Below are 23,461 nucleotides of genomic sequence, written 5' to 3'. Positions count from 1 at the left end.
CTTTACACCAATATTATGGAGGAAGGGAACGTTTAACTTAAGCGGAAAATTTGTCCAACTAATGCTAATAGGTATATAAATTTTATTGAATTATAAAACTAGAAGCACTTCTTTTTTTATCATTTTATAATCTAAAGTCTTCCTAATTTGGAAGTAAGAAAACTACATTTTGAGGACTTAAATTTTTACGTACATTTCCCCAAGGGAATGTACCACCATATCCTGCTTCTTGTACATCAAAGGTACCATCAGGGTGAACTGCCGTAACAACTGCAACGTGACCATAAGGAGAACTACCACTAGTTGTTGAGGTGCCATAGCCAGTGAATTGATCAGTGAATCCTGAGGCAATTACACCAGGTGCTAACGAAGTACGACGAAGGACTCCTTGACTGACTCCATTGGTTCCCCAAAAACCACCATTCCCATTTACAATGTTTGCAATATAAATTCCTTTTGCTGCAAAATATTGCCAAACAAAATCTGTACAACCTCCTCCGGCATATGGATTATAACCTGGGGTTCCTGTTTTAGGTGGAGTTATTGAGTCATTTCCGCTCGAATTATTTGTAATGGATGTATTTGAATCACTCGAAGCTTTACTGCCAGCAACAGTATTTGAGGAGTTATATGAATCGTTTGAAGGAGTATTTTCAGATGCTTCACTTGAGGTGGTAGTTGAACTATTTGAAGGTTTGCCACCAGAAGGTGTCGTTGAAGTACTGCTAGCTTTATTATTTGAAGTTCCCTTAGTACTATCATTTAAAAAACGCGTTTGATTCTTATAAGTTTCTTCTGCAACTGCCTGAATTTCCGCAATCTTTTTGGCTTTTTCTGCTTCTTTCTTTGCAACTGCTTCTGCGGCCGCTCTTTGTTTAATTAGACTAGCTTTCTTATCTTGAGCCGTTTCAATTATTGCTTGGTAATTTAAAGTTGCAACCCTAAGATTTGCTTGTTGTGTGCTCAAATCATTAGCTTGGGCATCAAGATTCTTTTTAAGATTTTCATATTGATTATAATTTTGTTTAACCGTATCAGATGTTTTATTAAGAGCTTTCTGCTCCTTAATTTGCTCATCAATCATTTGTTTATTAGCGCTTGATACAGTAGCAATTGCAGTAATTCTCTGAATGGCTTCCGTTAATGATTTTGAGTTAATCACTGCGTTGAGAGAACTATTTGATGTATTGTTGAGCTGAGCACTACGAGCTTGAGCTTCAAGGGCATCTGTACGCTCAGCTATACTTTGAGATAGTTTTTCTATCTGTTCATTAAGAGCTCTCGCCTGATTCTTAGCATCCTCAATTTTTTTCTTAGTATTTTCCTGTTGTTTTAATAAATTATCTACTTTTAACTGGATGGTATCAACTTGAGATTGTGCTTTATCTTTTTCTGATTGAGCGCTTGCAATAGTCGCTTCCTGTTTAGCAATATCAGTAGTTGTATCTGCGATAACCTCAAAAATAGGAGACAGTGCAGACAAAGTAACTGTTGACATTACTAGACTAGAAATAATTTTTTTCTTCATATTAGTTTTTATCATTCCTTTGTTTCTAAAGAAACCTTATATTTTTAAATTCAATTTCTTACTAAACTATTCCTTTAAAGTAAAGAGCTTGAATATGGAGAAACGTTTGAACTCCGTTGATATTGATTTTGTATTCTTTCACTTTTCTCCTTATCTAGAATTATTCCGCATTTTAGCAGGGAGAAACCTATACTGATTGCTTGTCCAAAATATTTTGTATAGGCTTCTTGCTACTAAAAGTAGCTTGCTTAGTAGATATGTCTCTTCAAATCTTCTAATTCTCTTGACATTTTTTCATTCTGAGATTTTAACTCTTCAATCTCAGCTTGATGAAATTCATTTGCTTCATGATTAGAACTTGATTCAGAATGTTTACCATGCATTCCCCTCATCATAAAGAGCATCATGAGAGGACAAACTAAAATAAAAGCATAGGGAGCGATAGAGGTTATGAATTGTATCATTTTTTTATTCTCCTTTAGATAAATTATAGAATTCGATATTTCTTATTTTAAAGCGTCTGTAAAAAATAAGATAGGTTCCGATTAACACAAAAATAAGCGACAAAACTTGAGAAACTCGAAGCATTCCAAACATCAAACTATCTGTTCGCATTCCTTCTATAATTAATCGAAGAGAACCATACCAAATAAGGTAAAAACCAAAAACTTCTCCTCTGAGTATGCTTTTTAGGCGATGACGTAAAAAAATAACGAGTATAAAACCGATTAGAGTTCCTAAGCTTTCAAAAAGAAATGTAGGAATTCGATAACTGCCATCAATATACATCTGTTTTTGAATAAACGAAGGCAGCCAATCAAGATTTTCAACCGCTTTTCCATAGGCTTCTTGATTTACAAAATTCCCCCATCTACCGATGGACTGACCCAGAAAAACTGCAGGTACAGCTACATCAAGAATATCCATTGGATTGACCATACGATAATAGCTAAAGATAAAAAGAACGATTGATCCTGCAATTAAGCTTCCATAAATTGCACCTCCTCCGTCCCAAAGAGCGATAATTTCATTGGGATATTTGCTATAGTAACTCCAGTTAAAGATGACATAATAGAGTCTAGCTCCAACTAAACCTGAAGGCACAGCCCAAATAACAAAGTCAATTATATCTTCGCCTGTTAGATGACGATAAGGCGCTTCCTTATAAGCTAACCAGACACCAATACCTGCACCTCCAACAATAAGAACCGCATACCATCTAATCATTAAAGGGCCGAGTTCAAAAGCAATTTTATTTATTGTCAATGATATCACTATTTATTCCTCTTACTTCTCAAATAAAATGTGCCAATGAACCACAATAGAGGAGTTGTTGACGTTATTATCACTCTCATGCTTCATTGGCAAATTTTATTTTAATGAGATTATTATATCTAACGAATTTGCAGAACTTGTGCAGAAAATAAAAAAACACTGAAAATAAATTAGTGTTTTAACTATATGGGAGTTCAATAATGAATGTAGTCCCTTGATTTTGGATACTCTCTACAATTATTTTTCCATTATGTTTCTTGACAATGTCCTGAACAATTGCTAAACCTAATCCAACTCCGCCAGTTGTCCGAGTTCTCGACTTATCTACACGATAAAATCGTTCAAAAATGTATGGAAGATCTTGCTCAGGAATTCCCTCTCCTTTATCCGAAATAACGATTTTAAAATTTTCTTTTTCTGGAATAAAAGCAAGTTTAATATCAGATCCCTCAGCAGAATATTTGTAAGCATTCATCAAAAGATTGACCAATACTTGTTCTATACGCATGAAATCAATATTTGCATAAAAGTTTCCTTCTCCAGAGATTAAAAAGTTAATTCTCTTTTCACTAAATACTCCTGAAACTTTACTGACCACCTCATTAATAAGCTCTTGAATTAAAACCTGATGTTTTTCAACTTTAAATCCATTTTCCTCCAATTGTGCAAGATTCATTAAATCTTCCATGAGTTGCGTAAGATGTCGGCTTTCTTCTCGGATGATGCGTAGATATTGAGTTTTATCCTCTAGACTTGTTGTAGAGCGATTAGCAATATCCGCATAACCTTTAATAAAGGTTAATGGTGTTCTCAGTTCATGGGCCACAGAGGAAAGAAACTCATTACGCTCTCTTTTCATAAAGTCAAGTTTTTCTGCTAAATCTTCAATCGATTTTGCTAGTTCTCCTAACTCATCCTCTGTGTTTACATTTAATTGAATTGATAGATCTCCCTGTGCAATTTTATCTGTCCCTAGTTTAATTTTTAGAAGAGGTCGTGTCACTGTACGGGTGATATAGAAGATGGAAAATGCTGTTACAATTAAAGTAATCACCGCTAAAACTGCAAAAATTCCTGTGAAATTGAAAACCATCTTCTGAATCGGTCTCGTTGATAAAAACATATAAACAGATCCTACGATCTTTCCATTACTTTGAATGCGCGATTTTGAGACAATGTATTTATCTCCTAACCAATGAAAGTGGAGAGACTCTTTCTTGTTCTTTTTTTCATTTTGAAGCGCAGAAATATGTTTCTTCATTTGACTATTTATTGTTTGAGATGATCTTAATGTTTTCCCATAAGGGTCTTGGACTACAATAGCTGTTTGGCTGCTTCCTTCTTCCATCAGTACTACATGTTCTATCGTTTCAGCACTAAAATCTCCAGAAAGAACCAAAGCATGATTCTGTCCCTGAGCTACGACTGAATCAACTTCCTCACGTACCCATGTATTAACAATGAGAAGATAGAGACTAATAAATAGACCTAACTCAATTGCTACTACTACTGCCAAAAAAGACCCGCCTATTTTAACAGAAATTTTTCTTTTTCGTTTTTCCTTTATTTTTGCCATTTATAGCCTACTCCATAAACTGTAAGCAGAAAACTATCTACATCAAAACTTTCTTTACGCATTTTTTCACGTAAATTTCTTATATGAGAGTCCACTGTACGATTATCAACATCCGCAGTCAGTCCCCAAATGTGTTCGATTATTTGTTCTCTACTAAAGACATGATTTTGATGCGTCAAAAACATGTCCAATAAGTTGAATTCAATTGGTGTAACTTCCAGCAATTTTTGATTAATCCAAATTTGAAACCTTTCTTTATCCAAGGATAAGTTTTTAAAATCAATTTTATCAGAAAGGCTTGTTCGTCTTAAAATAGCTTCAATTCGAGCCAATAAAATTGTTTCATCAAAAGGTTTGGTGATATAGTCATCGGCTCCATTTTTTAACCCGAAGGAAACATCTGTATTTTGTCCTCTAGCAGTAAGCATTATAATAGGGATCTCACTAAATTCTCTTATATTTTTGCAGACAGTCCAGCCATCTAAATCAGGCATCATCACATCAAGTAAGATTAAATCAAAATTCCCTTTAGCAACTCGTTTAATCGCTTGAACACCTGAAATTTCCTTTTCACAGTGGTAAATATCTCCTTCTAGATATAACCCTAGCAGGTCTAGCATCCGTTGTTCATCATCTACCAATAAAATATTTTTCATTATTTCAATCGCCTTTCACATTCTATTATACATATTTTAAATAAAAATGCTCAGCCAATATTTATAGATTTTAAAAAATTTAGCTTTATACGAATAACTCAATCCTTATCATGCATTAGCTACTGCTACTACAAATATTTTTTATCTAAAGGAGTTTCAGCAGGAATTTCTACCCTCCTCTATCAACAAATATCTAAGCTATTTGTTGTTTTAACAGTTTGATGAGCCATTTTCACATAATCCTCACAAAATTTACAAGACATTCTCACAATTTGATATATTATTTCATTATATTTTATTTCTTAAGTTTAGTTTTTCACCCTTATTGATACCATGTGTCATATTTCTGGTGGAACACTCTCTTGTTTTTCATGCAGTATACCCCCTTCACCTTCTTATAATTTTTATTTTCTAGTTTTATCAAATCGCAGCACCATTGCGTAGTCGCATAGGCTATCGACAAATTCATTAATTCACTATAGCTAAAAGATTAATAACCATTTCAAAAATTGGCTAGAAAGCATCTGATACAACATAAAGCACATGGTGATACAATCTATTCCAAACACAAAATAGAAAAATCTATTGTAACTAAGTGAATAATATGTCCAATTCAAAAACCAGAAGATGCCTTACGATAAAAGTTTTTAATTATAACAAAAGTTAAAATGTAGACCATACTAAAATGGCTTAATGGATGGTATGAGTAGTTAGATTTTTTGAATTTCCCTAATCCAAAAAACTTGGATCAAAGAATATTGTTTCGGTAAGCTCAATTTTTTGAGAAGTGAATTTTTGTATTAAAAACATATTGTAGACGGTTTTACCTTATGCTAATTCTCTTTGTATACACTGCTAAATAATCAAAACGATAAAACTACATACGTAGTTTTATTTGACAAATCAAATCTACAAGTGTAAACTTTAATTAATAAAAAAGAAAGGCATAGTAATGGACATCAAAAATCACAACTGTCACCATGCAACATCTCTAAAACTTACAGGACTGACAAGCACGACAACAAATAATATCAATACTAATGACTTCAATATTTCTGATAGCGAACTGGTAGTCATGCGGATTGTTTGGTCTCTAGGAGCAACAACGGCTGATCAGATTTACAGTAAGTTGGACAAAACCTATCAGTGGGCACCATCCACCATCAAAACATTCCTGGCAAGATTGGTAAAAAAAGGATTACTTACTAACCAACGCGTCAGTCGAAAATACGTTTATCAGGCAACATGTACGGAGGACGAGGCTATTGCTCAGATGGCTCAGGATTTTATGCACAAAATTTGTGCCCGAAAACATACGAATGTCATTCTGGAAATGATTGATGCGAGCAACTTCACTGAGGATGATAAAGTAGCTATTGATGATAAAATAGCAGAGAAACCTTCAGTCACTGAAGTCGCCTGCGATTGTCTTGATAATCTGCAATATTGCAGCTGCTAATGTTATAGAAAGGAGTTCCTATGTCTCAAATTATTGTTCTCATCGTTGGACTCGTCCTAATCGTCTTTATCGCCTGGTGGTTCTTTGGAAAACACGAAGTAAGTCAAGAATCTGCTACTATAAGCGCTGATGGGCAAAGTGCAACAGTAGTGGTCAATGGTGGCTATAATCCTGCTGTCCTGAAACTAAAGCAGGGCGTTCCTGTCAAATTGACCTTCAACCGCAAAGACCCTACGACTTGTCTTGAAAAAGTAGTTTTTCCAGATTTTGGTGTGGATGCGGACTTGCCAGTTGGGCAGGATGTTGTGATAACCATTGACACCTCGAAAGCTGGAGAGTATGAGTATTCCTGTGGTATGCACATGTTTCACGGCAAAATCATCATCAAATAACAGAAGAAATTACACTTAGAAAATTTAAAAATCATATATCACTCAACATCTATTTAAAAGGAGAAACTAAAATGTTCGGATCAAAAATTAACAACAAAGTTGCGGTTACAGTCGATGGCGGGTATTCCCCCGCAAAATTCAAACTCAAAGCGGGCGAACCTGCTGAAGTCACCTTTACCCGCACAACTGATAATGGCTGCACACAGCAAATTATCTTCAACGGCGAATTGCGTGACTTGCCACTCAATAAACCTGTCACTTTCGTCTTCAAACCAACTGAAAAAGGTGATCACGAATGGACTTGTGGAATGAAAATGGCAAAAGGTCATTACACTGTCAAATAATTATTTACAGAATATTAGCTCGGTTTATAAGAAAACAAAAATAAGTGTTAAATATTTTGACGCTAACAAAAATCGAGCGCCTGCGCAATCGCAGTTCAAAAGGAGAAATTGATGTCAGTTACAAAACGTTTTATCATTGGTGTCATCGGCTCAGTGCCTTTACTCATCAATATGTTCATGGGCTTTGGCGGTCACATGTTAGGTGGCGAAAAATATGGAGTCTGGATTCTGTTTGTATTTGGTTCTCTGGTTTACTGGTTTTCGGGGCTACCATTTTTGCGCACAGCCATTGCCTCTTTCAAAAATCATCATGCCAACATGGATACTCTGGTGGGATTAGGTACTACGATAGCATATTTTTATAGCCTTTACGCAATGTTCACACGTCCTATGGGAACTTACTTTGAGGCGGTTGCTGTCGTCATCACCCTAATACTCTTAGGTTCGGTCTTTGAAGAACGGATGAAAGCCTCTGCTTCCTCAGCCGTTGACAAGTTGATGGACTTGCAGGCTAAGGAAGCAGAAGTTCTGCGAGATGGCGAATTTGTCAAATTACCGATTGAGGAAGTCATCGAAGGTGACCTCATTCGCATCAAGCCAGGCGAAAAAGTCGCAGTTGATGGCGAAATCGTTGAAGGAACGTCAACTTTGGACGAATCCATGGTAACAGGCGAGTCTATGCCCGTTGAAAAAGGCCCTGGCGATGCCGTCATTGGAGCCACGCTCAATAACACGGGTGCTTTCACTTTCAAAGCCACTAAAGTCGGTAGCGACACCATGCTGTCAAACATTGCTGAGATGGTACGGCAAGCACAAAATTCGCGTGCACCAATTCAAAAAACGGTCGATACAATCTCCAATATCTTTGTGCCCATCGTTTTAATGATTTCGATTTTGACTTACATCGTTTGGTATGTTTTCCTAGGTGCAAGTCCTGTCACTGCGCTTATTTTTGCAGTGTCGGTTATGATTATTGCTTGTCCATGTGCACTGGGAATTGCCACACCAACCGCTCTTATGGTGGGGACGGCCCGCTCGGCCAAACTTGGTATTCTCATCAAAAATGGTGAAGTGTTAGAAGCTACTCACACCATTAAAACTGTCGTCATGGATAAGACAGGAACCATCACTATTGGTAAACCACAAGTGACTGATCTTGTTTCAACAGGGAATTTTGCGGAAAATGATATTTTACGAATTGCTGCAGGACTTGAAGGCTCATCGGAGCACCCACTGGCCTTGGCTGTGCTCAATGAAGCCAAAGACAAGCAGGTTCTCCCTGCAACGATTGAGCATTTTGAAGCCATTTCTGGAAAAGGTGTGAAAGCCTTAATTGACGGCAAGCAAGCTTTTATTGGAAATGACCGTCTAGCCGAAGATTTCAACATGACATCAGAACTGAAAACACAGATGACGGAGCTCCAAGCACAAGCTAAAACCGTTGTCTTAGTCGGCTATGACAATCAAATCATTGCTCTCATCGGCATTCAAGATGCGCCAAAGGCTAGCTCTAAGGCCGCCATACGGGCTATGCAAGAAGCAGGATTCCGCACAGTCATGTTGACTGGAGACAATCACTTGGTTGCACAAGCCATTGCGGACGAAATCGGTATTGATGAGATCATTGCTGACGTAATGCCAGGGGACAAAGCTCAGAAAATCAAAGAGTTACAAGAAAATGGCCCAGTTGCTTTTGTTGGCGATGGAATCAACGATGCGCCCGCATTATCAACAGCTACCATAGGAGTGGCCATGGGTTCTGGAAGCGATATTGCCATTGAGTCAGGTGGTATTGTACTGGTCAAGAATGATTTGATGGATGTGGTAATATCACTCGTCTTGGCACGTAAAACTTACAATCGTATTTTACTCAATCTTTTCTGGGCGTTTATATACAATATCGTCGGTATTCCAATCGCCGCGGGCCTGTTTAGTACTTTGGGACTAACCCTTTCTCCAGAGCTTGCTGGACTCGCCATGGCATTAAGCTCAATCACCGTAGTCATTAGCTCTCTTTTATTGAATAACGTACATTTACCTAAAGGCAGTAAAGTTTTGGCAACAGGTCAAGGCAGTCAGTAAGGAGCTTTCATCCATGAAAAAAGTGATTGCAAAGATTGAAGATATGCACTGTGAGCATTGTAAACATGTCGTCGAAAATGCTATTAGCAAAATAAATGGCGTTAAATTTGCTAATGTGGTTCTGAAAAACGATGAAGCTGTTATCAAATTTGATGAAAGTGAAATTCAGCTGTCAAAAATCAGTGACGCTATTGCGGACGTGGGCTACGACGTCCGATTTTATAGGCTTGCTGACTTATAAATAAAAAAGTCTGTCATAACTGACGGACTTTTTTTAAATTTATCATATAATACATTTAGAAAATATAGGTAATATGGATAAGATTTATTTAATCATTACAAAAAGTGTGATAGTTTGCTCTATCACCACTGGTTTATCAGAAGTGAAAAACGCTTGAGGGCCTTTAAACAAGTTAGAAAATATAAGCAAGAGCTTATTGATAGCATTAACAATGTCAAATTTCCACCCGACATCAAAGGGTCTACTCTTGAAAAAGTTATGGATGTAATTGCAAGTCAGTCTGAGATTTTCAAAGGCGCACAACACGCTTTTATGTGGAAATCCAAACTAAGGGCTCCTGGTATTTATGAAAATCGTGAAAATCAATTAACTCTTGCTGATAGTCTCAACCAAGTGCTCAGAAGTAGTCAAGAAATCAAAATGTTGACGGTCGTTAATATAATGGCTGAGAAGAAAATCAGGGGGCTTGGGGCTGCAGTTGCCAACATTCTTTATTTTCTTGAACCAAGTATTTTTCCCCCTTTTAACACCGCAATTGTCGATGATTACAATTATTTGACAAAATCAAAAATTCGACTGGGCAAGTAGGAAGATTATTTCAAACTACGTGACGGTATCATCGAACTTAATCTACTGGGCGGTTTATTTTCAAAAGATTTAGGTGCAATTTCCACTTTTATGTATGACACTGGTAAGCTCAATTATGTCATTCGTGAAAATGAAACCATCACTATCCAGGTATCAGAGAACAAAACACTGGAAATTGTGCAAAATAAGCTAAGAAAAGATGAAACAAAAAATTTACACCAGAAAATTCAATATCAATTAGCAACCTCAGATAACGCAATTGGTTATCAGGCTTGGATTGCTTCGAATGACCACAGTCGCATGGTTGATGGAAAGCGACTCGGCGATTTTTCACTGCCTAGTTTGCCGCAAAAAATTCAAGATTTACCGGATCACCTGCGTAAAACAATTGGATTGATGTCATTTAGTTTGCTAAAGTGGGAAAATCTGTATGTGCTTTTGAAATTGAAAAATCAACTTCTATTATGTCAGGCATGAATCGCATGGATGACTTGTCCTCTATCGATTAGGAAAATATAATGATGTATATTGTCTCGCCCGAATCGCGTGAGGATGAGATTCTGGCACAGTTCAATCGTCCGCAGCATTACATGTATAACCAAAACTTTCATGACAATTTGCGATATATTCTGTTTGAAGATTTGTAGAACAATGTATCCTTTATGAAACGATTTGGTAAGGTTTTTATGATATTAGCCCCAATTTCTCATTATACAAATGGTAAATTGGTACAGTTTAGAAAAATAAAATGGATGCACCTCACTTTTTGTACTATCATGAAAACACACTATCTTCACAAGTTCTGCAAATTCTTTTTTTATAATAATTATATTAATAAAAGCATATTGTCTACATATACAACTAAAAAATTTTTCTAAAAAGAAGGTTAATTCCATGGTACTAACAAAAATATCTGCCAAAATTGAAGAAATGCATTGTAAAAAATGCCAAGAATCTATTAAGCAAGCGATTTCCGAGGTAACTGGAGTGGTTGCTGTCAGAACTGATTCACAAATCGATGTTACTCAAATTACTTATGATAGCTCTATACTATCCTATCGTGATATTAACAATGCCGTCAAACTTGCAGGTTTCAAAATTTCATACTATTTTGATAACAAAGTAATAAAATGAGGGGAGAGGATAAATGAAAAATATCCGTGTAAAGATTTATGGAATCCATGATAAAGTGAGCGTAGATGCAGTTAGAGTAGTCATTGAAAATACACAAGAAGCCATTTTTGCTCATGTTTTTTTAGATGGTTGGGCCATTATCAAAGCTCGTACTCCATCTCAACTATCAGACATTATTCAAGCACTAGAGCGAGCGCAATATCAAATTTCATGCTACTCATACTATGTTCAGATATCATAATTGATGGCAAGAACTATATATGAATATAAAGATAATAATTTTAAAGGCGCACCTTTCGGAGAGGTGGGCTTTTTTATACCAAAAACCGAGAGATTTTCGGAATTCCTCGATTTTATGAGTTGCACTAGCAAGAATCTTCGTTAGTATTAACATATCATGTATTCATTAATTGTCAATCGGTTATTAGCTTAATTTTTCCCTATTAACTATAACTATTTTATGTTGCTGACTCTTTCGTATCGTATACTTTAGATTACTACTGATTAGAAATCTTAGCCTTTCTTCTTCAAATTCCAGCTTTTTTATTTTTTTCAATGTCATCCGACTTTAACTCATTCAATAGTTCAGTAAATAATTTTAAAAATATTATTCGTTCACCCAAACTAATTTTATTATTCTCATAACCGACGTTTTTCTTGTTATTAAATTTGCTTTTAATCCCGCTAAATAAAATAAAAATTAGCATGATTATAAAAATAATATAGGCTACTGAAAAAACCGTCCAAGTGACATATCCTACCTCTTGAAAGGCTTCTTTTAAAGCCTTACTTCCAAATATTGGTGTTGTGGAGTTACTGTTACTATCAAATATGGAATAAGTGATTTTTCCAATTGGTAGTAACATTTGAACAATGGCGGCAAAAACTGGTATAGCGGCAATCCAAATTTTAATTTTATATATTTTTTTCTGGGTACTAAATTTTATTTTACTTTGTATTTTTGATTTACTAAAAAAAGTAGCGAAAACAACAGGGTCAAAGAAAACTAAAAAGAAAGCTAATATGGCAGTAAAATATGTCCAGCCACTATTCATAGATATCAGCCTAAGAAAAAGGATATAGCCAAGAATAATCATAAGGGTTCTGTTGCAAAGTTTTAAATCTACTATCAAATAAGGTAGAATAATAGAAAAAGATAGCAGGAGGAATGACGATGAATCATTTTAAAGGAAAGCAATTTCAGCAGGATGTGATTATTGTAGCCGTGGGCTACTATCTTCGTTATAACCTTAGCTATCGTGAAGTTCAAGAAATCTTATATGATCGTGGCATTAACGTTTCTCATACGACGATTTATCGTTGGGTGCAAGAATATGGCAAACTACTCTATCAAATTTGGAAAAAGAAAAATAAAAAATCCTTTTATTCATGGAAAATGGATGAAACGTACATCAAAATTAAAGGAAAATGGCATTATTTGTATCGAGCCATCGATGCAGATGGTTTAACCTTGGATATTTGGTTACGTAAAAAACGGGACACACAAGCAGCCTATGCTTTTCTTAAGCGGTTAGTGAAGCAGTTTGATGAACCGAAGGTTGTAGTCACAGATAAAGCCCCCTCTATTACAAGTGCCTTTAAGAAACTAAAAGAATACGGCTTTTATCAAGGGACAGAACATCGTACCATTAAATACCTGAATAATTTGATTGAACAAGACCATCGTCCAGTAAAGAGACGCAATAAATTCTATCGAAGTTTACGCACTGCCTCACCCACGATTAAAGGCATGGAAGCCATCCGAGGATTATATAAGAAAACCCGAAAAGAAGGCACTCTCTTCGGGCTTTCGGTCTGTACTGAAATCAAGGTATTATTGGGAATCCCAGCTTAAATCATAGATACCGCAAGGGATTTTATTCTTTATTTAAAACTTTGCAACAGAACCCTTCATTCAATCCTGTTCTTACAAGTCAAAAGCATCGAATCGTCCTTGGACGATTCAACAAAAAAATTAGACAATACCTTGAGCATACATCGCATCAGCAACTTTCAAGAAACCAGCAATATTGGCACCCGCAACATAATCGTCGCCTAAATTATACTGTTTAGCGGCATCAGCTGATTTTTGGAAAATATCTTGCATAATCTTCTGTAAACGTTGATCTACATCAGCAAACGACCAAGCTAGCCGTTGACTGTTTTGACTCATTTCTAACGCAGAAACGGCAACGCCACCAGCATTAGCTGCTTTAGCTGGACCGTACAATAAGCCGGCTTGGCGATAAGCTTTGATAGCTTCTGGTGTACTTGGCATATTGGCCCCTTCAGCAACCACTTGGACGCCGCTGGAAATCAATAATTTAGCTCCATCAACATCAATTTCATTTTGTGTTGCACATGGTAAAGCAACGTCACAATCAATTGGTGCTTCCCAAACAGAACCTTTAGAATATTCTGCCGTTGAGACCCGCTTAGCGTATTCGCTGATACGACCGCGTTCGACTTCTTTGATCTGTTGCACAACCTTGTAGTCAATACCTCGTTCATCATAAATATAGCCATCAGAATCAGAAACCGTTACGATTTTAGCACCTAGTTCAGTCGCTTTTTGAATCGCATAGATTGCCACATTACCGGCACCAGATAATTTGATTTTTTTACCGCTGAGATCATCGCGATGTGCTTTGAGCATCGCATCCACATAGTAAAGTAAGCCAAAACCAGTCGCTTCTGGCCGCACTAAGCTACCACCGTAGCTGAGACCTTTACCAGTTAAAATCCCACCGCTAAAGCCATTTAGACGTTTGTATTGACCAAATAAGTAACCAATTTCACGACCGCCGACACCAATATCACCAGCTGGCACGTCAATATCAGGACCAATATGTTTTTGCAATTCGGTCATAAAGCTTTGGGCAAAACGCATGACTTCACCATCAGATTTACCTTTAGGATTAAAATCACTACCGCCTTTACCACCACCGATTGGTAAGCCAGTTAGGCTATTTTTGAAAATTTGTTCAAAGCCTAAAAATTTAACAACGGACAAGTTAACACTAGGATGGAAGCGCAGCCCACCCTTGTACGGGCCAATAGCAGAATTAAATTGCACCCGGAAGCCGCGATTGATCTGAACTTTACCAGCATCGTCGACCCACGGTACACGGAATTGGAAGGCCCGCTCAGGTTCAGTGATCTGGCCCAAAATATTAGCTTCAATATATTCGGGATGTGCTTCAAACACCGGCGTGATCGTTGCTAGAAAATTATCGACCGCTTCAAGAAACTCAGCTTGGTTGCCATCGCGTTGAGCAAGGTTCGCCCGAACTTCTTTGATATATTCAGTTGCTTGTGACATATTTTTCCTCCTATTGCACATTAGCTGATCGATTGCGCGATTACCGAATGTGATCGACAGTGCCCATTCAACTACGACAGAACCTGCAGTTGAAGTTAGGCCCAAATTTGACTATACGACAATATATATATACAGAATTCAGTCGACGCACGATAAATTCATGGTAGTATTATAGCACAATTAAAACACTCACAGAACCCTTTCTGAAATTAAATAAATAATTAATTAAATTGTTTATTTATTTATGACCAGGACCATATTTCGGGTATTCGGATTTTATGGTGGAAAAGGGCTTATAAATCACCCTTCTCCAAATTCTTAATAAGTGTGGAAAAATCGACACCAAAGTTGTCTGTAATGTTATGATCATTCACTTCATACCAATTGAAATTATCGTGTAACATAGCTTTATTGAAAGCACTTGAATTAAATCGTGGCTTACGCTTTTTATGGAGCTTCTCATTGAAAAGGATTTTGGCTCGTAAGGCATCAAACGAGTAACCTCTACCCATTCGCTCTACCTGCCTAATAATGCTGTTAATTGACTCCGTATAAGCGTTAGTGAGCCTTTTATCAAAGTAGTTGAATATTTCGACATGCCAGTTGTCTACGGCTCTCACGAGGTCTTTATATGCATCTTTAGAGTTACTGGACATACAACGGTGTCTCCATTGACTATAACGAAGACGACCTTCATCTGAATCAGGAGTATCCCATATCCAGTAAAACTCTTCTTTGAGTTCATAGGCTTCTTTTAAGGCAGGAAGATTACCTAACCAAGTCTCTAAGAGGAATGATTCACGTTCATTTAGATCGTGTTTACGCTTTAGAAGGATAAACCTTTCACGCATAAGGGTACGTCTTTCTTTTTGGCTCATATGAGCTTTCAAAGACTTTCTGACGTTATCTAAGACTTGATTAGCCATTCTAACTACATGAAACTTATCTACGACCACTTTAGCGTGTGGAAGGATAGTGTTCACTGCGTCTTTGTAGGGCTTCCACATATCCATTGTGACGTACTCAATATAAGTCCTGTCACTAATTTCTGAAAGACGTTGGATGACTGTTTCCTTGTTACGGTTTGGCTTGATGTCATAAATAGTCCTGCGTTCAATATTAGTCAATACAAGCCGAGGTCTACGGATAATATGTATCTCGTCTATCCCAAGCCACTTAGGAGTTTCAAACTGGTATTCACGTTCTTTGAGTGCCACATAGTCCTTAAAAACGTTCCTAATAGTTTTCTCGTCAACACCAACGCTTTCTGCGACTTCTACAAAGGTCTTAGACATGGATTGCTCTTGAATGGACTTTAAAAGCCTTTTGGTCATACTACGCTTTTCATCTACAGATATTAGGCGTTCCCAGAAGGTAGATCCGCATTCACGACACTTGTATCGTCTACGGTTCAATTGTAAGCCCACTCGCTTTAAACGAATGGGCAAATCCATAATTAGTTGATTTCTTGAACTGTGTTTGTACAACTTGTCAAAACCACATTCAGGACAACGTTCAGGTGGTCCGACTGCTTCAACTTTAAACATCATATCGGTTTCATTTTCTTGTGGTGGTTCTATTGTTTTAATGTCTGGTAAGGATAATAAGTCTGACATATTGTTCATCCTTTATTACTCTGCGGTGTTAAGGTATCAATTATAGATTTGATGTCGAAATCATCAGTGTTAAATTATTTTTGTGACCACAAATGCACTTAGAAAATCCCTTAAAGCATTTATATAATGGGTGATCGCAAAATAGTGTATGAAATCTTTTGTAGACTTTGCTAAACTACTGCACACCTTTAGTACAGTATTAGCTGGTTCACTTGAATAGGGAGTTGTAAAAAAAGTTCCCTTAGCCTGCACAACAAGATAATTTCGAAACATCTTTATCGAACGTAAGTGCAGCTAATTTTAGCCCTTCAGCCATTGTTAAATATGGTGCTAGGGTTTCTGTTAAATCTTCTATCGTTAAGCCAAATTTAACAGCTAATGATGCTGCATAGATGACATCTCCTGCATTCTCAGATACAATATGAACCCCTAATACTTTTAGTGTTTCTGCATCTGCTACTAGTTTAAATACACCGGTTGTTTCACGGTTTACAATTGCTCTTGGAACAGCATCTAAAGGTAATACAGATGTCTTCACATCATACCCTTTCTCTTTTGCTTGTTCTTCTGTTAAACCAACCGTTGCAACCGTCGGATTCGTAAACGTAACAGCAGGAACTACCGATAAATCTATTTTTTTGTTTAATCCACCGATAGCATTATCAGTAATAATTCCACCTTCATAGGCTGCTACATATACAAATTGCGGTCCTAACGTCACATCTCCTGCTGCATAAATCTTTTCATTACTTGTTTGACCAAAATCATTGATCAGGATTTCATTATTTTTTCCAGTTTCAACACCTGCTGCACTTAAATTTAAAGAATCCGTATTTGGTTTTCTTCCAGTGGCAACAAGTAACTGATCTGATTCAATGACTTCTTTACTGCCATTTACTGTTATGTAAACCTTTTTTATCTCTCCACTTTGTTCAACACGCTCAAAAGTTGCCCCTTTGACAAGGTTTATACCCTGTTCAATTAACGCTTTTTCAACTGACTCTGAAATCTCAGGATCATACTCCTTTAAAAGTCGCTCACTTCTTTGCATAAGCGTTATTTCTGAACCTAAATGATGAAATAGTTGTCCAAGCTCCATTCCAATGTATCCTGAGCCAATTACAGTTAATCGTTTTGGTATTTTCTTTAACTCAAGAAGTGTTGTACTAGTTAAATAGTCCATTTTTTCAAGTCCTGAAATTTGGGGCAACGAAGGCGATGCACCTGTTGCAATTAAAAAGCGTTTTGCAGATAACTTTGCCCCATTAACCTCAACCGTACTAGCATCAACGAATTTTGCTTCACCTTTAATTAAATCAAAATTATATTCATCAATTAAATCCACATATTTTTGATTCCGAAGTTCGCTCACCAATTTATCCTTTTGCGTGATTAAACTAGCTAAATCCACTTCTCCAGCGGATGTTTGTAAACCTATAAACGGGTTGTCTTTTGATAAATGATTGATTTCCCCTGCCCTAAGAAGAGTTTTTGACGGAACACAGCCAATATTCACACAGGTTCCCCCAACCGTTCCACGCTCAATCATTCCAACTTTTGCACCGTATTCTATAGCTTTAATTGCCGATGAAAAGGCAGCAGCACCAGAACCAATAATAAGAAGGTCATAATTGTCTTCATTACTTAACGCCACGTTTTCTAGTGATGATACTTCTTCAATTTCTCTGGCTTTGTAATTTGCTTCATCAATCGCCTTTATTGCACTTTCAACCTCAATTTCATTGGGTAGTTCAAATACTGCTTCACCACGACGAAAACTAGACTCAATATTTTTAGCACCTATCTTTTCAAGTGCTGATTCAACGTGTTTTTCACAACCCGCACAGGTCATTCCTTGAATGTTTACCTTAAATTTATTCATAATAAAGCCCCTTTCGTTAATCTCTCATGTTAATGTTTCTATTATTGGACACGAATGTAATTGCTTTTCATCTGGACATCGTTGTTTTAAGTCGTCTAACATAGTTTCAATTCGTTTTAAATCCTCTATTTGTTTTTGAACTTCCATCTGTTTTTTAGAAACAAATTCGAACATATCTTGACAACGAACTTCATCTTTATCTACAACACCAAGTAATTTATAAATCTCGTTTAAAGAAAATCCAAGTTCCTGTATTCGTTTAATAAACCCAACACGCTTAACGTCATCATATGAATATATCCGATAACCAGCTTCCGTTCGGTGAGGTTCTTGTAGTAAATTTTTTCGCTCGTAATATCTAATCGTTTCTTTATTAACGCCACATTTTTCTGCAAACTCGCTAATGCGGTAAATCATCTTATTTCACCCCATGAATATTATAAACCGTGTACCATAGTACACGGTCAAGTAAATTGGACTATTTTATTTTTTTCCCAACGTATCACTCGTATGTGATTGATACTTTAATACTATTGATTGTCCTAACATCCCACTAGAAAATCCGATTTAAACACCAGTTGTTTTTAAACTATTAAAAAAGTAATTCCACTATATATTCCGAAGACCCCATATTTCTAAACTTCTTTTATGGTTTATTATATCACTTAACAAAAAAACAGCCCCCATTATCTAATCAATAGATAATTAGGGTTATTTTAATAGTCTTTTCGAGGGGTTATTATCTAATTATAGACCCTAAACAAACATCTTTTGTAAAAAGCCTTTTTTCTGTTCTTTCAACAAATCTAACTTACGTTGATGAAGAACGTTACTGAAGAAATCTCGCCAAATTCCACGCGGGCATCATCATTTAAACCGATTTTAAAGTGACCGTCTTCTGAACGGGCTTTCCATAAATAGCGCGAATGGTTCTGTTGCAAAGTTTAAAAATCAAATACAAGGTTTATAATCCTTCTTGTTCTTAAGCTAATATTCCCATTAAGACCTTAATCTCAGTAGATACCGAAAATCCGAAGAGCGTTCCATTTCTTCGGTTCTTTTTGTATATTCCTCGAATTGTTTCCATGCCCTTAATCGTGGTTGAGGCAGTTCGTAGACTTCGATAAAATTTATTGCGTCGTTTGATTGGTCGATGGTCTTGCTCAATGAGGTTATTGAGATACTTCACGGTTCGATGCTCTGTCTTAGTATATAAACCGTTACTCTGTAACTTTCTAAATGCAGAACCAATAGAGGGCGCTTTATCCGTGACAATTACTCTTGGTTGACCAAACTGTTTATGTAGTCGTTTCAAGAACGCATAAGCAGCTTGAGTATCCCGTTTCTTGCGTAGCCAGATGTCTAAAGTCAATCCATCCGCATCAATTGCACGATAGAGATAATGCCAACGACCTTTGATTTTGATATAAGTTTCATCCATTTTCCACGAATAGAAGGACTGTCTATTTTTCTTTTTCCAGAGATGATAGAGGACTTTACTGTATTCTTGTACCCAACGATAAATAGTTGTGTGACAAACGTTAATCCCACGATCATAAAGGAGTTCTTGAATTTCACGATAGCTTAGATTGTAACGTAGATAATAACCAACAGCGACAATAATCACATCTTTTTGAAATTGTTTACCTTTAAAATAGTTCATTGATATATCCTCGCTGTCATTTTTATTCATTTTACACTAAAATAGACTTATCAGAAAACTTTGCAACAGAACCGTTCTAGTTTACGTTATATTGGATTCGATCGAGCTGTTTTAAATACTGACCTTACAAATCTGACTTATAACTTATTGAGGTACGAACAAGTTAAACGTTTAAATCTCAAAACATGGCGGTAATCTGTCTAAAATAAGAATAAACAGTCAAGTGGCGTCTGTAACATAAAGAAAAACACAGTAGACTATGCTTAGTTTTCTGTGTTTTTTTCTAATTTCATTTAGAGGTGAATTAATTGGTAGTTATTAGAGGTGCCCTTAATTTGACAAATCATATAACTAAAATTAGTCTTCATTAGGATCATTTTTAGCTTCCTCATGCGTTTTATGTACTGTACCAGGGACATGATCAGGACCTGCATAAATTGAGTAAATTTTCAGAGGTTTGTCACCAATATTGGTTACATTATGCCAAGTATCAGCAGGTACTAAAATTACATCATCATCTGAAACTTCTTGTTCAAATGTAAGATTATCTTCGGCATCTCCCATTTGGCATAAACCTTTACCTTCTTCGATACGGAGGAATTGATCGATACCCATGTGTACTTCTAAACCAATATCGTCACCGGGTTCAATAGCCATTAATGTAACCTGAAGTTTTTCACCAGTCCAAATTGTTGTACGGTAATTCTCGTTTTCTTTGGTATAATCCTCAATGTTAACGATAAATTTTTCTTTGCCATGATCTTTATAATCGAATGTCATTAGAAAGTCCTCCTTGTTCTTAATTAGACTAATTCTAATAATTAATCTATACTATAGTAATAACATAAAACCGTTTACAAAGCAAAGAAAAAGATTATTATCTACCGTTTTTTTAAAGACGCGAATCGCGAATTGTAAAATTAAGTTAGAAAAATAAAAAGGCAGTGATAGTCGAAATATAGGTTTTGTGTCAATGTAGAATGACACAAAAAAACTCAACATAACAAATAAGGTTAATAAAGAATGACGAAATACTTTTACCCAAATTTAAAAGATAACCAAAAAGAGTTATTAAATATTATTGATAACATAATAATCAATAATACTATCTCAAAAGAAGAAAAAAAACTTTTTGTAATAGCAAAAAGAGATATTGAAAGAGGGCGAGATTTTGATGCTCAAATTAGTGAACTAATTTCTAGTTTGCAGTATCTGGTGCACTCTTCTCCTGTTCTTTATTTTCTTGAAGAGTCTCGGAAGAGAATGCTAGTTAATCCAGGTACTGGAGGTTCTCCGTATGGGTGGTCAAACTTTGAAAGTAAATAGACATCAAATTTGAGTAGTAACTGGAATTTATTATAGATTAGTTTTTACAAAATTATGGGTATGCTCATTTTGTGTCTAAATATTTAACCTTAGATATCTCGTTTCTTTCGTAACCAGATATCTAAGGTTAAGCCGTCCGCATCAATTGCACGATAAAGATAATGCCAACGTCCCTTAATTTTGATATAGGTTTCGTCCATTTTCCACAAATAAAGGACTGTCTATTTTTCTTCTTCCATAGATGATAGAGCACTTTGCTGTATTCTTATACCCAACGATAAATCGTTGTATGGCATACATTAATTCCTCGGTCATAAAAAGCATCTCTTGTACTTCACGATAGATCAAATTGTAACGCAAATAATAACCTACAGCTACAATCATCACGTCTTTTGGAAATTGTTTGCCTTAATCTTTGTAAAAAAGCAGTTTTGAAATTAACGGTTAGCTCATAACTTAACAGTTGTGAGCTCTTTTTTTGTGTGTTATAATTAAAGGAGAAAGAACGGCTCGTAACTTAGGGTTATTAATAGAGGTCAAAATATGAAAATTGGGTATGCACGTGTCAGTACTTTTGAACAGAAATTAGAATCTCAAATTGAAGTTCTGAAAGAAGCAGGAGCAGAAGAAGTTTTCCAAGAAAAGTTTACTGGAACTACAGTCGAACGTCCACAATTTAATTTAGTGCTCAAAAAGTTAGCAAATGGCGATACTTTAATTGTGACAAAGTTAGATCGATTAGCCAGGAACACTAAAGAAGTTTTAGAAATTGTTCAATCGTTATTTAATAGAGGAATTAAGGTTCATATATTAAATATTGGACTTATCGATAATACACCGACAGGTCAACTTATTTTTACCATCTTCAGTGCTTTTGCGCAGTTTGAACGAGACCTTATTGTAACCAGGACTCAGGAAGGAAAAAACTTTGCTAAAATCCATGATCCGAACTTTAAAGAAGGACGTCCTCAGAAATTTACTGAAGAACAAATTCAATTTGCTTATGAATTAAAGCAGCAAGGAATGACTTACAAGATGATTGAGCGAAAAACTGGTATCAGTATTGCGACTCAAAAAAGAAGATTTATGAAGATCGCAAAAAAATAAATCTATTGACAAAGACTATTGAAATGATATAATTAACATAACGAATGATTGTGGGAGTATTATCTCACAGAGAGTCGGGACACGTCGAAAAGGTCTCGGCTTTTTTTATAAAAAAAACACTCACTCCGTCGAAAAGTGAGTGATGTGGAATTAGTGGCGCTTTTTATGTCGGTGTTTTAACCAGTCCTTGAAAAGTTCAAGGACAACTCCCACCACAATGGAAGCGACAGCTGTAACGAATGACTGCAGAAGCATAGATCTCACCCCCCTCCCTAAGGCATTTCTGCATTGGTCAGGTGCGCCAATTTATATTGTAGCATATCAGGAAGGATTAGGCTATGTCAAATAAAAAATCAAAATATTGAAATACAAATATTAGTAAATTTCTATATTTTAAAAGTGGTTAAGTTTCCCCGCTGTCAAGGGCCATCTAAAAATGTTGGTTTTGGGTCATTGAAAATGTAGGAAATGGGCCACCCAAATTGTTGGTTTTGGGCCCATCACTTTATTTACTTTTTGGGGTTTTGGTTTTCTTCTCACTATAGTCTTTCATTCTATAAGATTTTCCAGTAATAGAAATGACTTTAGAATGATGAACCAAGCGGTCCAATAAAGCATTCGTTAATTTCTTATCTTGAAGAAACTCAGACCATTGAGAAAGTGGGATATTCGTAGTAATCAACGTGGATTTCTTTTCATATCTCATATTAATCAGTTGAAAGAGAAGACTCGCTCCATCTCTTGAAAAGGGCAGATAACCCACTTCATCAATAACAAGTACATCATAATTGGCATACTGTTTTAATACTCGCTCTAAAGTTCCTTTTTGATTGGCTCTTAATAAACGGTCCACTAATTCAGTACTCATACAAAAGTAAGAGCTATAACCTTTCTCTAGGGCTTCTAAAGTGATAGAAATAGCTAAATGTGTCTTACCTACGCCACTATTGCCAATGAAGAGAAGATTCTCATGCTTATCTAAAAAACGTAAGGTATGTAAATCTAAAATCTCTGCTTTATTAATTTTCGGTTGAAACTGAAAATCAAAGTCCATCACACGCTTTTCATAAGGCAGATGGGCTTTTTTTAATCGTCTTTCCTGAAGGAGCGCTTCTCGTTCACGAAGTTCTTCACTCAAGAGTTCATGAAGGCCCTCTACTAAGGAAATATCCGCATGCTCATCTAAGAACTCTGGTAAGAGCTGACGCACACGATCGAGTTTTAAATGGTCCAATTGGTTGAGTAATTGATGATAAGTTGTCATAAGCGC

24 protein-coding genes and 3 pseudogenes are annotated in these 23,461 nt (G+C 36.2%); 12 read left to right on the top strand and 15 right to left on the bottom strand.

Translation table 11 applies throughout. The annotated features are described in order from the left end of the window. Nucleotides 1–142 precede the first annotated feature (142 nt). The 5 genes from MHB61_RS12920 to MHB61_RS12900 all read right to left on the bottom strand — a co-directional run bounded on the left by MHB61_RS12920 (nucleotide 143) and on the right by MHB61_RS12900 (nucleotide 5,035). Entirely contained in the window at nucleotides 143–1,528 is a 1,386-nt protein-coding gene (locus MHB61_RS12920) for a coiled-coil domain-containing protein (protein ID WP_023189925.1), read from the bottom strand. Between the two features lie 248 nt (nucleotides 1,529–1,776). Continuing rightward, nucleotides 1,777–1,992 (bottom strand): DUF2933 domain-containing protein, encoded by a 216-nt coding sequence (locus MHB61_RS12915; RefSeq protein ID WP_023189924.1) that lies wholly within the window; start codon nucleotides 1,990–1,992, stop codon nucleotides 1,777–1,779. 4 nt (nucleotides 1,993–1,996) lie between these two features. Beyond that, nucleotides 1,997–2,803 (bottom strand): prolipoprotein diacylglyceryl transferase, encoded by an 807-nt coding sequence (gene lgt, locus MHB61_RS12910; protein WP_023189923.1) that lies wholly within the window; start codon nucleotides 2,801–2,803, stop codon nucleotides 1,997–1,999. A 178-nt stretch (nucleotides 2,804–2,981) separates the two neighbouring features. After that, a complete protein-coding gene (locus MHB61_RS12905; RefSeq protein ID WP_137016670.1) occupies nucleotides 2,982–4,379 on the bottom strand; it encodes a sensor histidine kinase in 1,398 nt (465 codons plus the stop codon). Next, nucleotides 4,367–5,035, bottom strand: coding sequence for a response regulator transcription factor (locus MHB61_RS12900; protein ID WP_017865329.1), 669 nt, complete (start codon nucleotides 5,033–5,035; stop codon nucleotides 4,367–4,369). The genes MHB61_RS12905 and MHB61_RS12900 overlap by 13 nt, the downstream gene beginning before the upstream one ends. Before the next feature lie 952 nt (nucleotides 5,036–5,987). Here MHB61_RS12900 and MHB61_RS12895 point away from each other — a divergent pair. The 8 genes and pseudogenes from MHB61_RS12895 to MHB61_RS12860 all read left to right on the top strand — a co-directional run bounded on the left by MHB61_RS12895 (nucleotide 5,988) and on the right by MHB61_RS12860 (nucleotide 11,516). Further along, entirely contained in the window at nucleotides 5,988–6,494 is a 507-nt protein-coding gene (locus MHB61_RS12895) for a CopY/TcrY family copper transport repressor (RefSeq protein WP_017865330.1), read from the top strand. Nucleotides 6,495–6,514: 20 nt separating this feature from the next. Then, complete coding sequence (locus MHB61_RS12890; RefSeq protein WP_017865331.1) at nucleotides 6,515–6,886, top strand: cupredoxin domain-containing protein; 372 nt, start codon at nucleotides 6,515–6,517, stop codon at nucleotides 6,884–6,886. A 71-nt stretch (nucleotides 6,887–6,957) separates the two neighbouring features. Continuing rightward, a complete protein-coding gene (locus MHB61_RS12885) occupies nucleotides 6,958–7,230 on the top strand; it encodes a cupredoxin domain-containing protein (RefSeq protein WP_017865332.1) in 273 nt (90 codons plus the stop codon). A gap of 111 nt (nucleotides 7,231–7,341) precedes the next feature. Then, complete coding sequence (locus MHB61_RS12880) at nucleotides 7,342–9,312, top strand: copper-translocating P-type ATPase (protein WP_017865333.1); 1,971 nt, start codon at nucleotides 7,342–7,344, stop codon at nucleotides 9,310–9,312. 13 nt (nucleotides 9,313–9,325) lie between these two features. Then, nucleotides 9,326–9,553, top strand: a complete 228-nt coding sequence (locus MHB61_RS12875; protein WP_017865334.1) for a heavy-metal-associated domain-containing protein — start codon at nucleotides 9,326–9,328, stop codon at nucleotides 9,551–9,553. 114 nt (nucleotides 9,554–9,667) lie between these two features. Beyond that, nucleotides 9,668–10,875 (top strand): annotated as a pseudogene (locus tag MHB61_RS12870) (type II restriction endonuclease); the annotation flags it as partial. A gap of 160 nt (nucleotides 10,876–11,035) precedes the next feature. After that, on the top strand, nucleotides 11,036–11,275 hold the full coding sequence (locus MHB61_RS12865; protein ID WP_023189918.1) for a heavy-metal-associated domain-containing protein: 240 nt from the start codon (nucleotides 11,036–11,038) through the stop codon (nucleotides 11,273–11,275). 13 nt (nucleotides 11,276–11,288) lie between these two features. Continuing rightward, on the top strand, nucleotides 11,289–11,516 hold the full coding sequence (locus tag MHB61_RS12860; protein WP_023189917.1) for a hypothetical protein: 228 nt from the start codon (nucleotides 11,289–11,291) through the stop codon (nucleotides 11,514–11,516). 286 nt (nucleotides 11,517–11,802) lie between these two features. Here the strand turns inward: MHB61_RS12860 and MHB61_RS12855 are convergent, their stop codons facing one another. Beyond that, on the bottom strand, nucleotides 11,803–12,330 hold the full coding sequence (locus MHB61_RS12855) for a hypothetical protein (protein ID WP_032944468.1): 528 nt from the start codon (nucleotides 12,328–12,330) through the stop codon (nucleotides 11,803–11,805). Between the two features lie 119 nt (nucleotides 12,331–12,449). Between MHB61_RS12855 and MHB61_RS12850 the strand changes: the two genes are divergently transcribed. Next, nucleotides 12,450–13,130, top strand: coding sequence for an IS6-like element IS1216 family transposase (locus MHB61_RS12850; RefSeq protein WP_340817572.1), 681 nt, complete (start codon nucleotides 12,450–12,452; stop codon nucleotides 13,128–13,130). Nucleotides 13,131–13,250: 120 nt separating this feature from the next. On the opposite strand, the gene gdhA is transcribed toward MHB61_RS12850, so the two are convergent. The 5 genes from gdhA to MHB61_RS12825 form a co-directional block, all read right to left on the bottom strand. Then, on the bottom strand, nucleotides 13,251–14,597 hold the full coding sequence (gdhA, locus tag MHB61_RS12845; protein ID WP_011915213.1) for an NADP-specific glutamate dehydrogenase: 1,347 nt from the start codon (nucleotides 14,595–14,597) through the stop codon (nucleotides 13,251–13,253). A gap of 293 nt (nucleotides 14,598–14,890) precedes the next feature. After that, nucleotides 14,891–16,213 (bottom strand): ISL3 family transposase, encoded by a 1,323-nt coding sequence (locus tag MHB61_RS12840; RefSeq protein WP_340817571.1) that lies wholly within the window; start codon nucleotides 16,211–16,213, stop codon nucleotides 14,891–14,893. Between the two features lie 241 nt (nucleotides 16,214–16,454). After that, the gene (merA, locus tag MHB61_RS12835) at nucleotides 16,455–18,095 is read right to left on the bottom strand and encodes a mercury(II) reductase (protein ID WP_301475099.1); all 1,641 of its coding nucleotides are present in this window, start codon (nucleotides 18,093–18,095) and stop codon (nucleotides 16,455–16,457) included. Between the two features lie 24 nt (nucleotides 18,096–18,119). Then, nucleotides 18,120–18,512: an Hg(II)-responsive transcriptional regulator gene (merR, locus tag MHB61_RS12830; RefSeq protein ID WP_020220203.1), complete on the bottom strand. Its 393-nt coding sequence runs from the start codon at nucleotides 18,510–18,512 to the stop codon at nucleotides 18,120–18,122. Between the two features lie 565 nt (nucleotides 18,513–19,077). Next, nucleotides 19,078–19,758 (bottom strand): IS6-like element ISS1S family transposase, encoded by a 681-nt coding sequence (locus MHB61_RS12825; protein WP_010890648.1) that lies wholly within the window; start codon nucleotides 19,756–19,758, stop codon nucleotides 19,078–19,080. A gap of 75 nt (nucleotides 19,759–19,833) precedes the next feature. Between MHB61_RS12825 and MHB61_RS12820 the strand changes: the two are divergent. After that, nucleotides 19,834–19,953 (top strand): annotated as a pseudogene (locus MHB61_RS12820) (IS5/IS1182 family transposase); the annotation flags it as partial. A gap of 162 nt (nucleotides 19,954–20,115) precedes the next feature. On the opposite strand, the gene MHB61_RS12815 reads toward MHB61_RS12820, so the two are convergent. Next, complete coding sequence (locus tag MHB61_RS12815; RefSeq protein ID WP_003108064.1) at nucleotides 20,116–20,538, bottom strand: cupin domain-containing protein; 423 nt, start codon at nucleotides 20,536–20,538, stop codon at nucleotides 20,116–20,118. A gap of 243 nt (nucleotides 20,539–20,781) precedes the next feature. Here MHB61_RS12815 and MHB61_RS12810 point away from each other — a divergent pair, with 243 nt between their 5' ends. Further along, nucleotides 20,782–21,084 (top strand): bacteriocin immunity protein, encoded by a 303-nt coding sequence (locus MHB61_RS12810; protein ID WP_015081754.1) that lies wholly within the window; start codon nucleotides 20,782–20,784, stop codon nucleotides 21,082–21,084. A gap of 95 nt (nucleotides 21,085–21,179) precedes the next feature. On the opposite strand, the pseudogene MHB61_RS12805 reads toward MHB61_RS12810, so the two are convergent. Next, nucleotides 21,180–21,468: pseudogene (locus MHB61_RS12805) on the bottom strand (IS6 family transposase); the annotation flags it as partial. Between the two features lie 159 nt (nucleotides 21,469–21,627). Between MHB61_RS12805 and MHB61_RS12800 the strand changes: the two are divergent. Beyond that, a complete protein-coding gene (locus tag MHB61_RS12800; RefSeq protein ID WP_137016744.1) occupies nucleotides 21,628–22,191 on the top strand; it encodes a recombinase family protein in 564 nt (187 codons plus the stop codon). A 150-nt stretch (nucleotides 22,192–22,341) separates the two neighbouring features. Here the strand turns inward: MHB61_RS12800 and MHB61_RS12795 are convergent, their stop codons facing one another. Together MHB61_RS12795 and istB are read right to left on the bottom strand one after the other, a co-directional pair. Then, entirely contained in the window at nucleotides 22,342–22,446 is a 105-nt protein-coding gene (locus MHB61_RS12795) for a type I toxin-antitoxin system Fst family toxin (RefSeq protein WP_127005300.1), read from the bottom strand. A 250-nt stretch (nucleotides 22,447–22,696) separates the two neighbouring features. Beyond that, a complete protein-coding gene (istB, locus tag MHB61_RS12790; RefSeq protein WP_003331414.1) occupies nucleotides 22,697–23,455 on the bottom strand; it encodes an IS21-like element IS712 family helper ATPase IstB in 759 nt (252 codons plus the stop codon). Between the last annotated feature and the right edge of the window lie 6 nt (nucleotides 23,456–23,461).

Origin of the sequence: Lactococcus sp. FSL K6-0773 (assembly GCF_038006485.1) — a bacterium.
In the GTDB taxonomy this organism is placed as follows: domain Bacteria; phylum Bacillota; class Bacilli; order Lactobacillales; family Streptococcaceae; genus Lactococcus; species Lactococcus lactis.
This window is presented reverse-complemented; position numbering and strand designations above follow the sequence as displayed.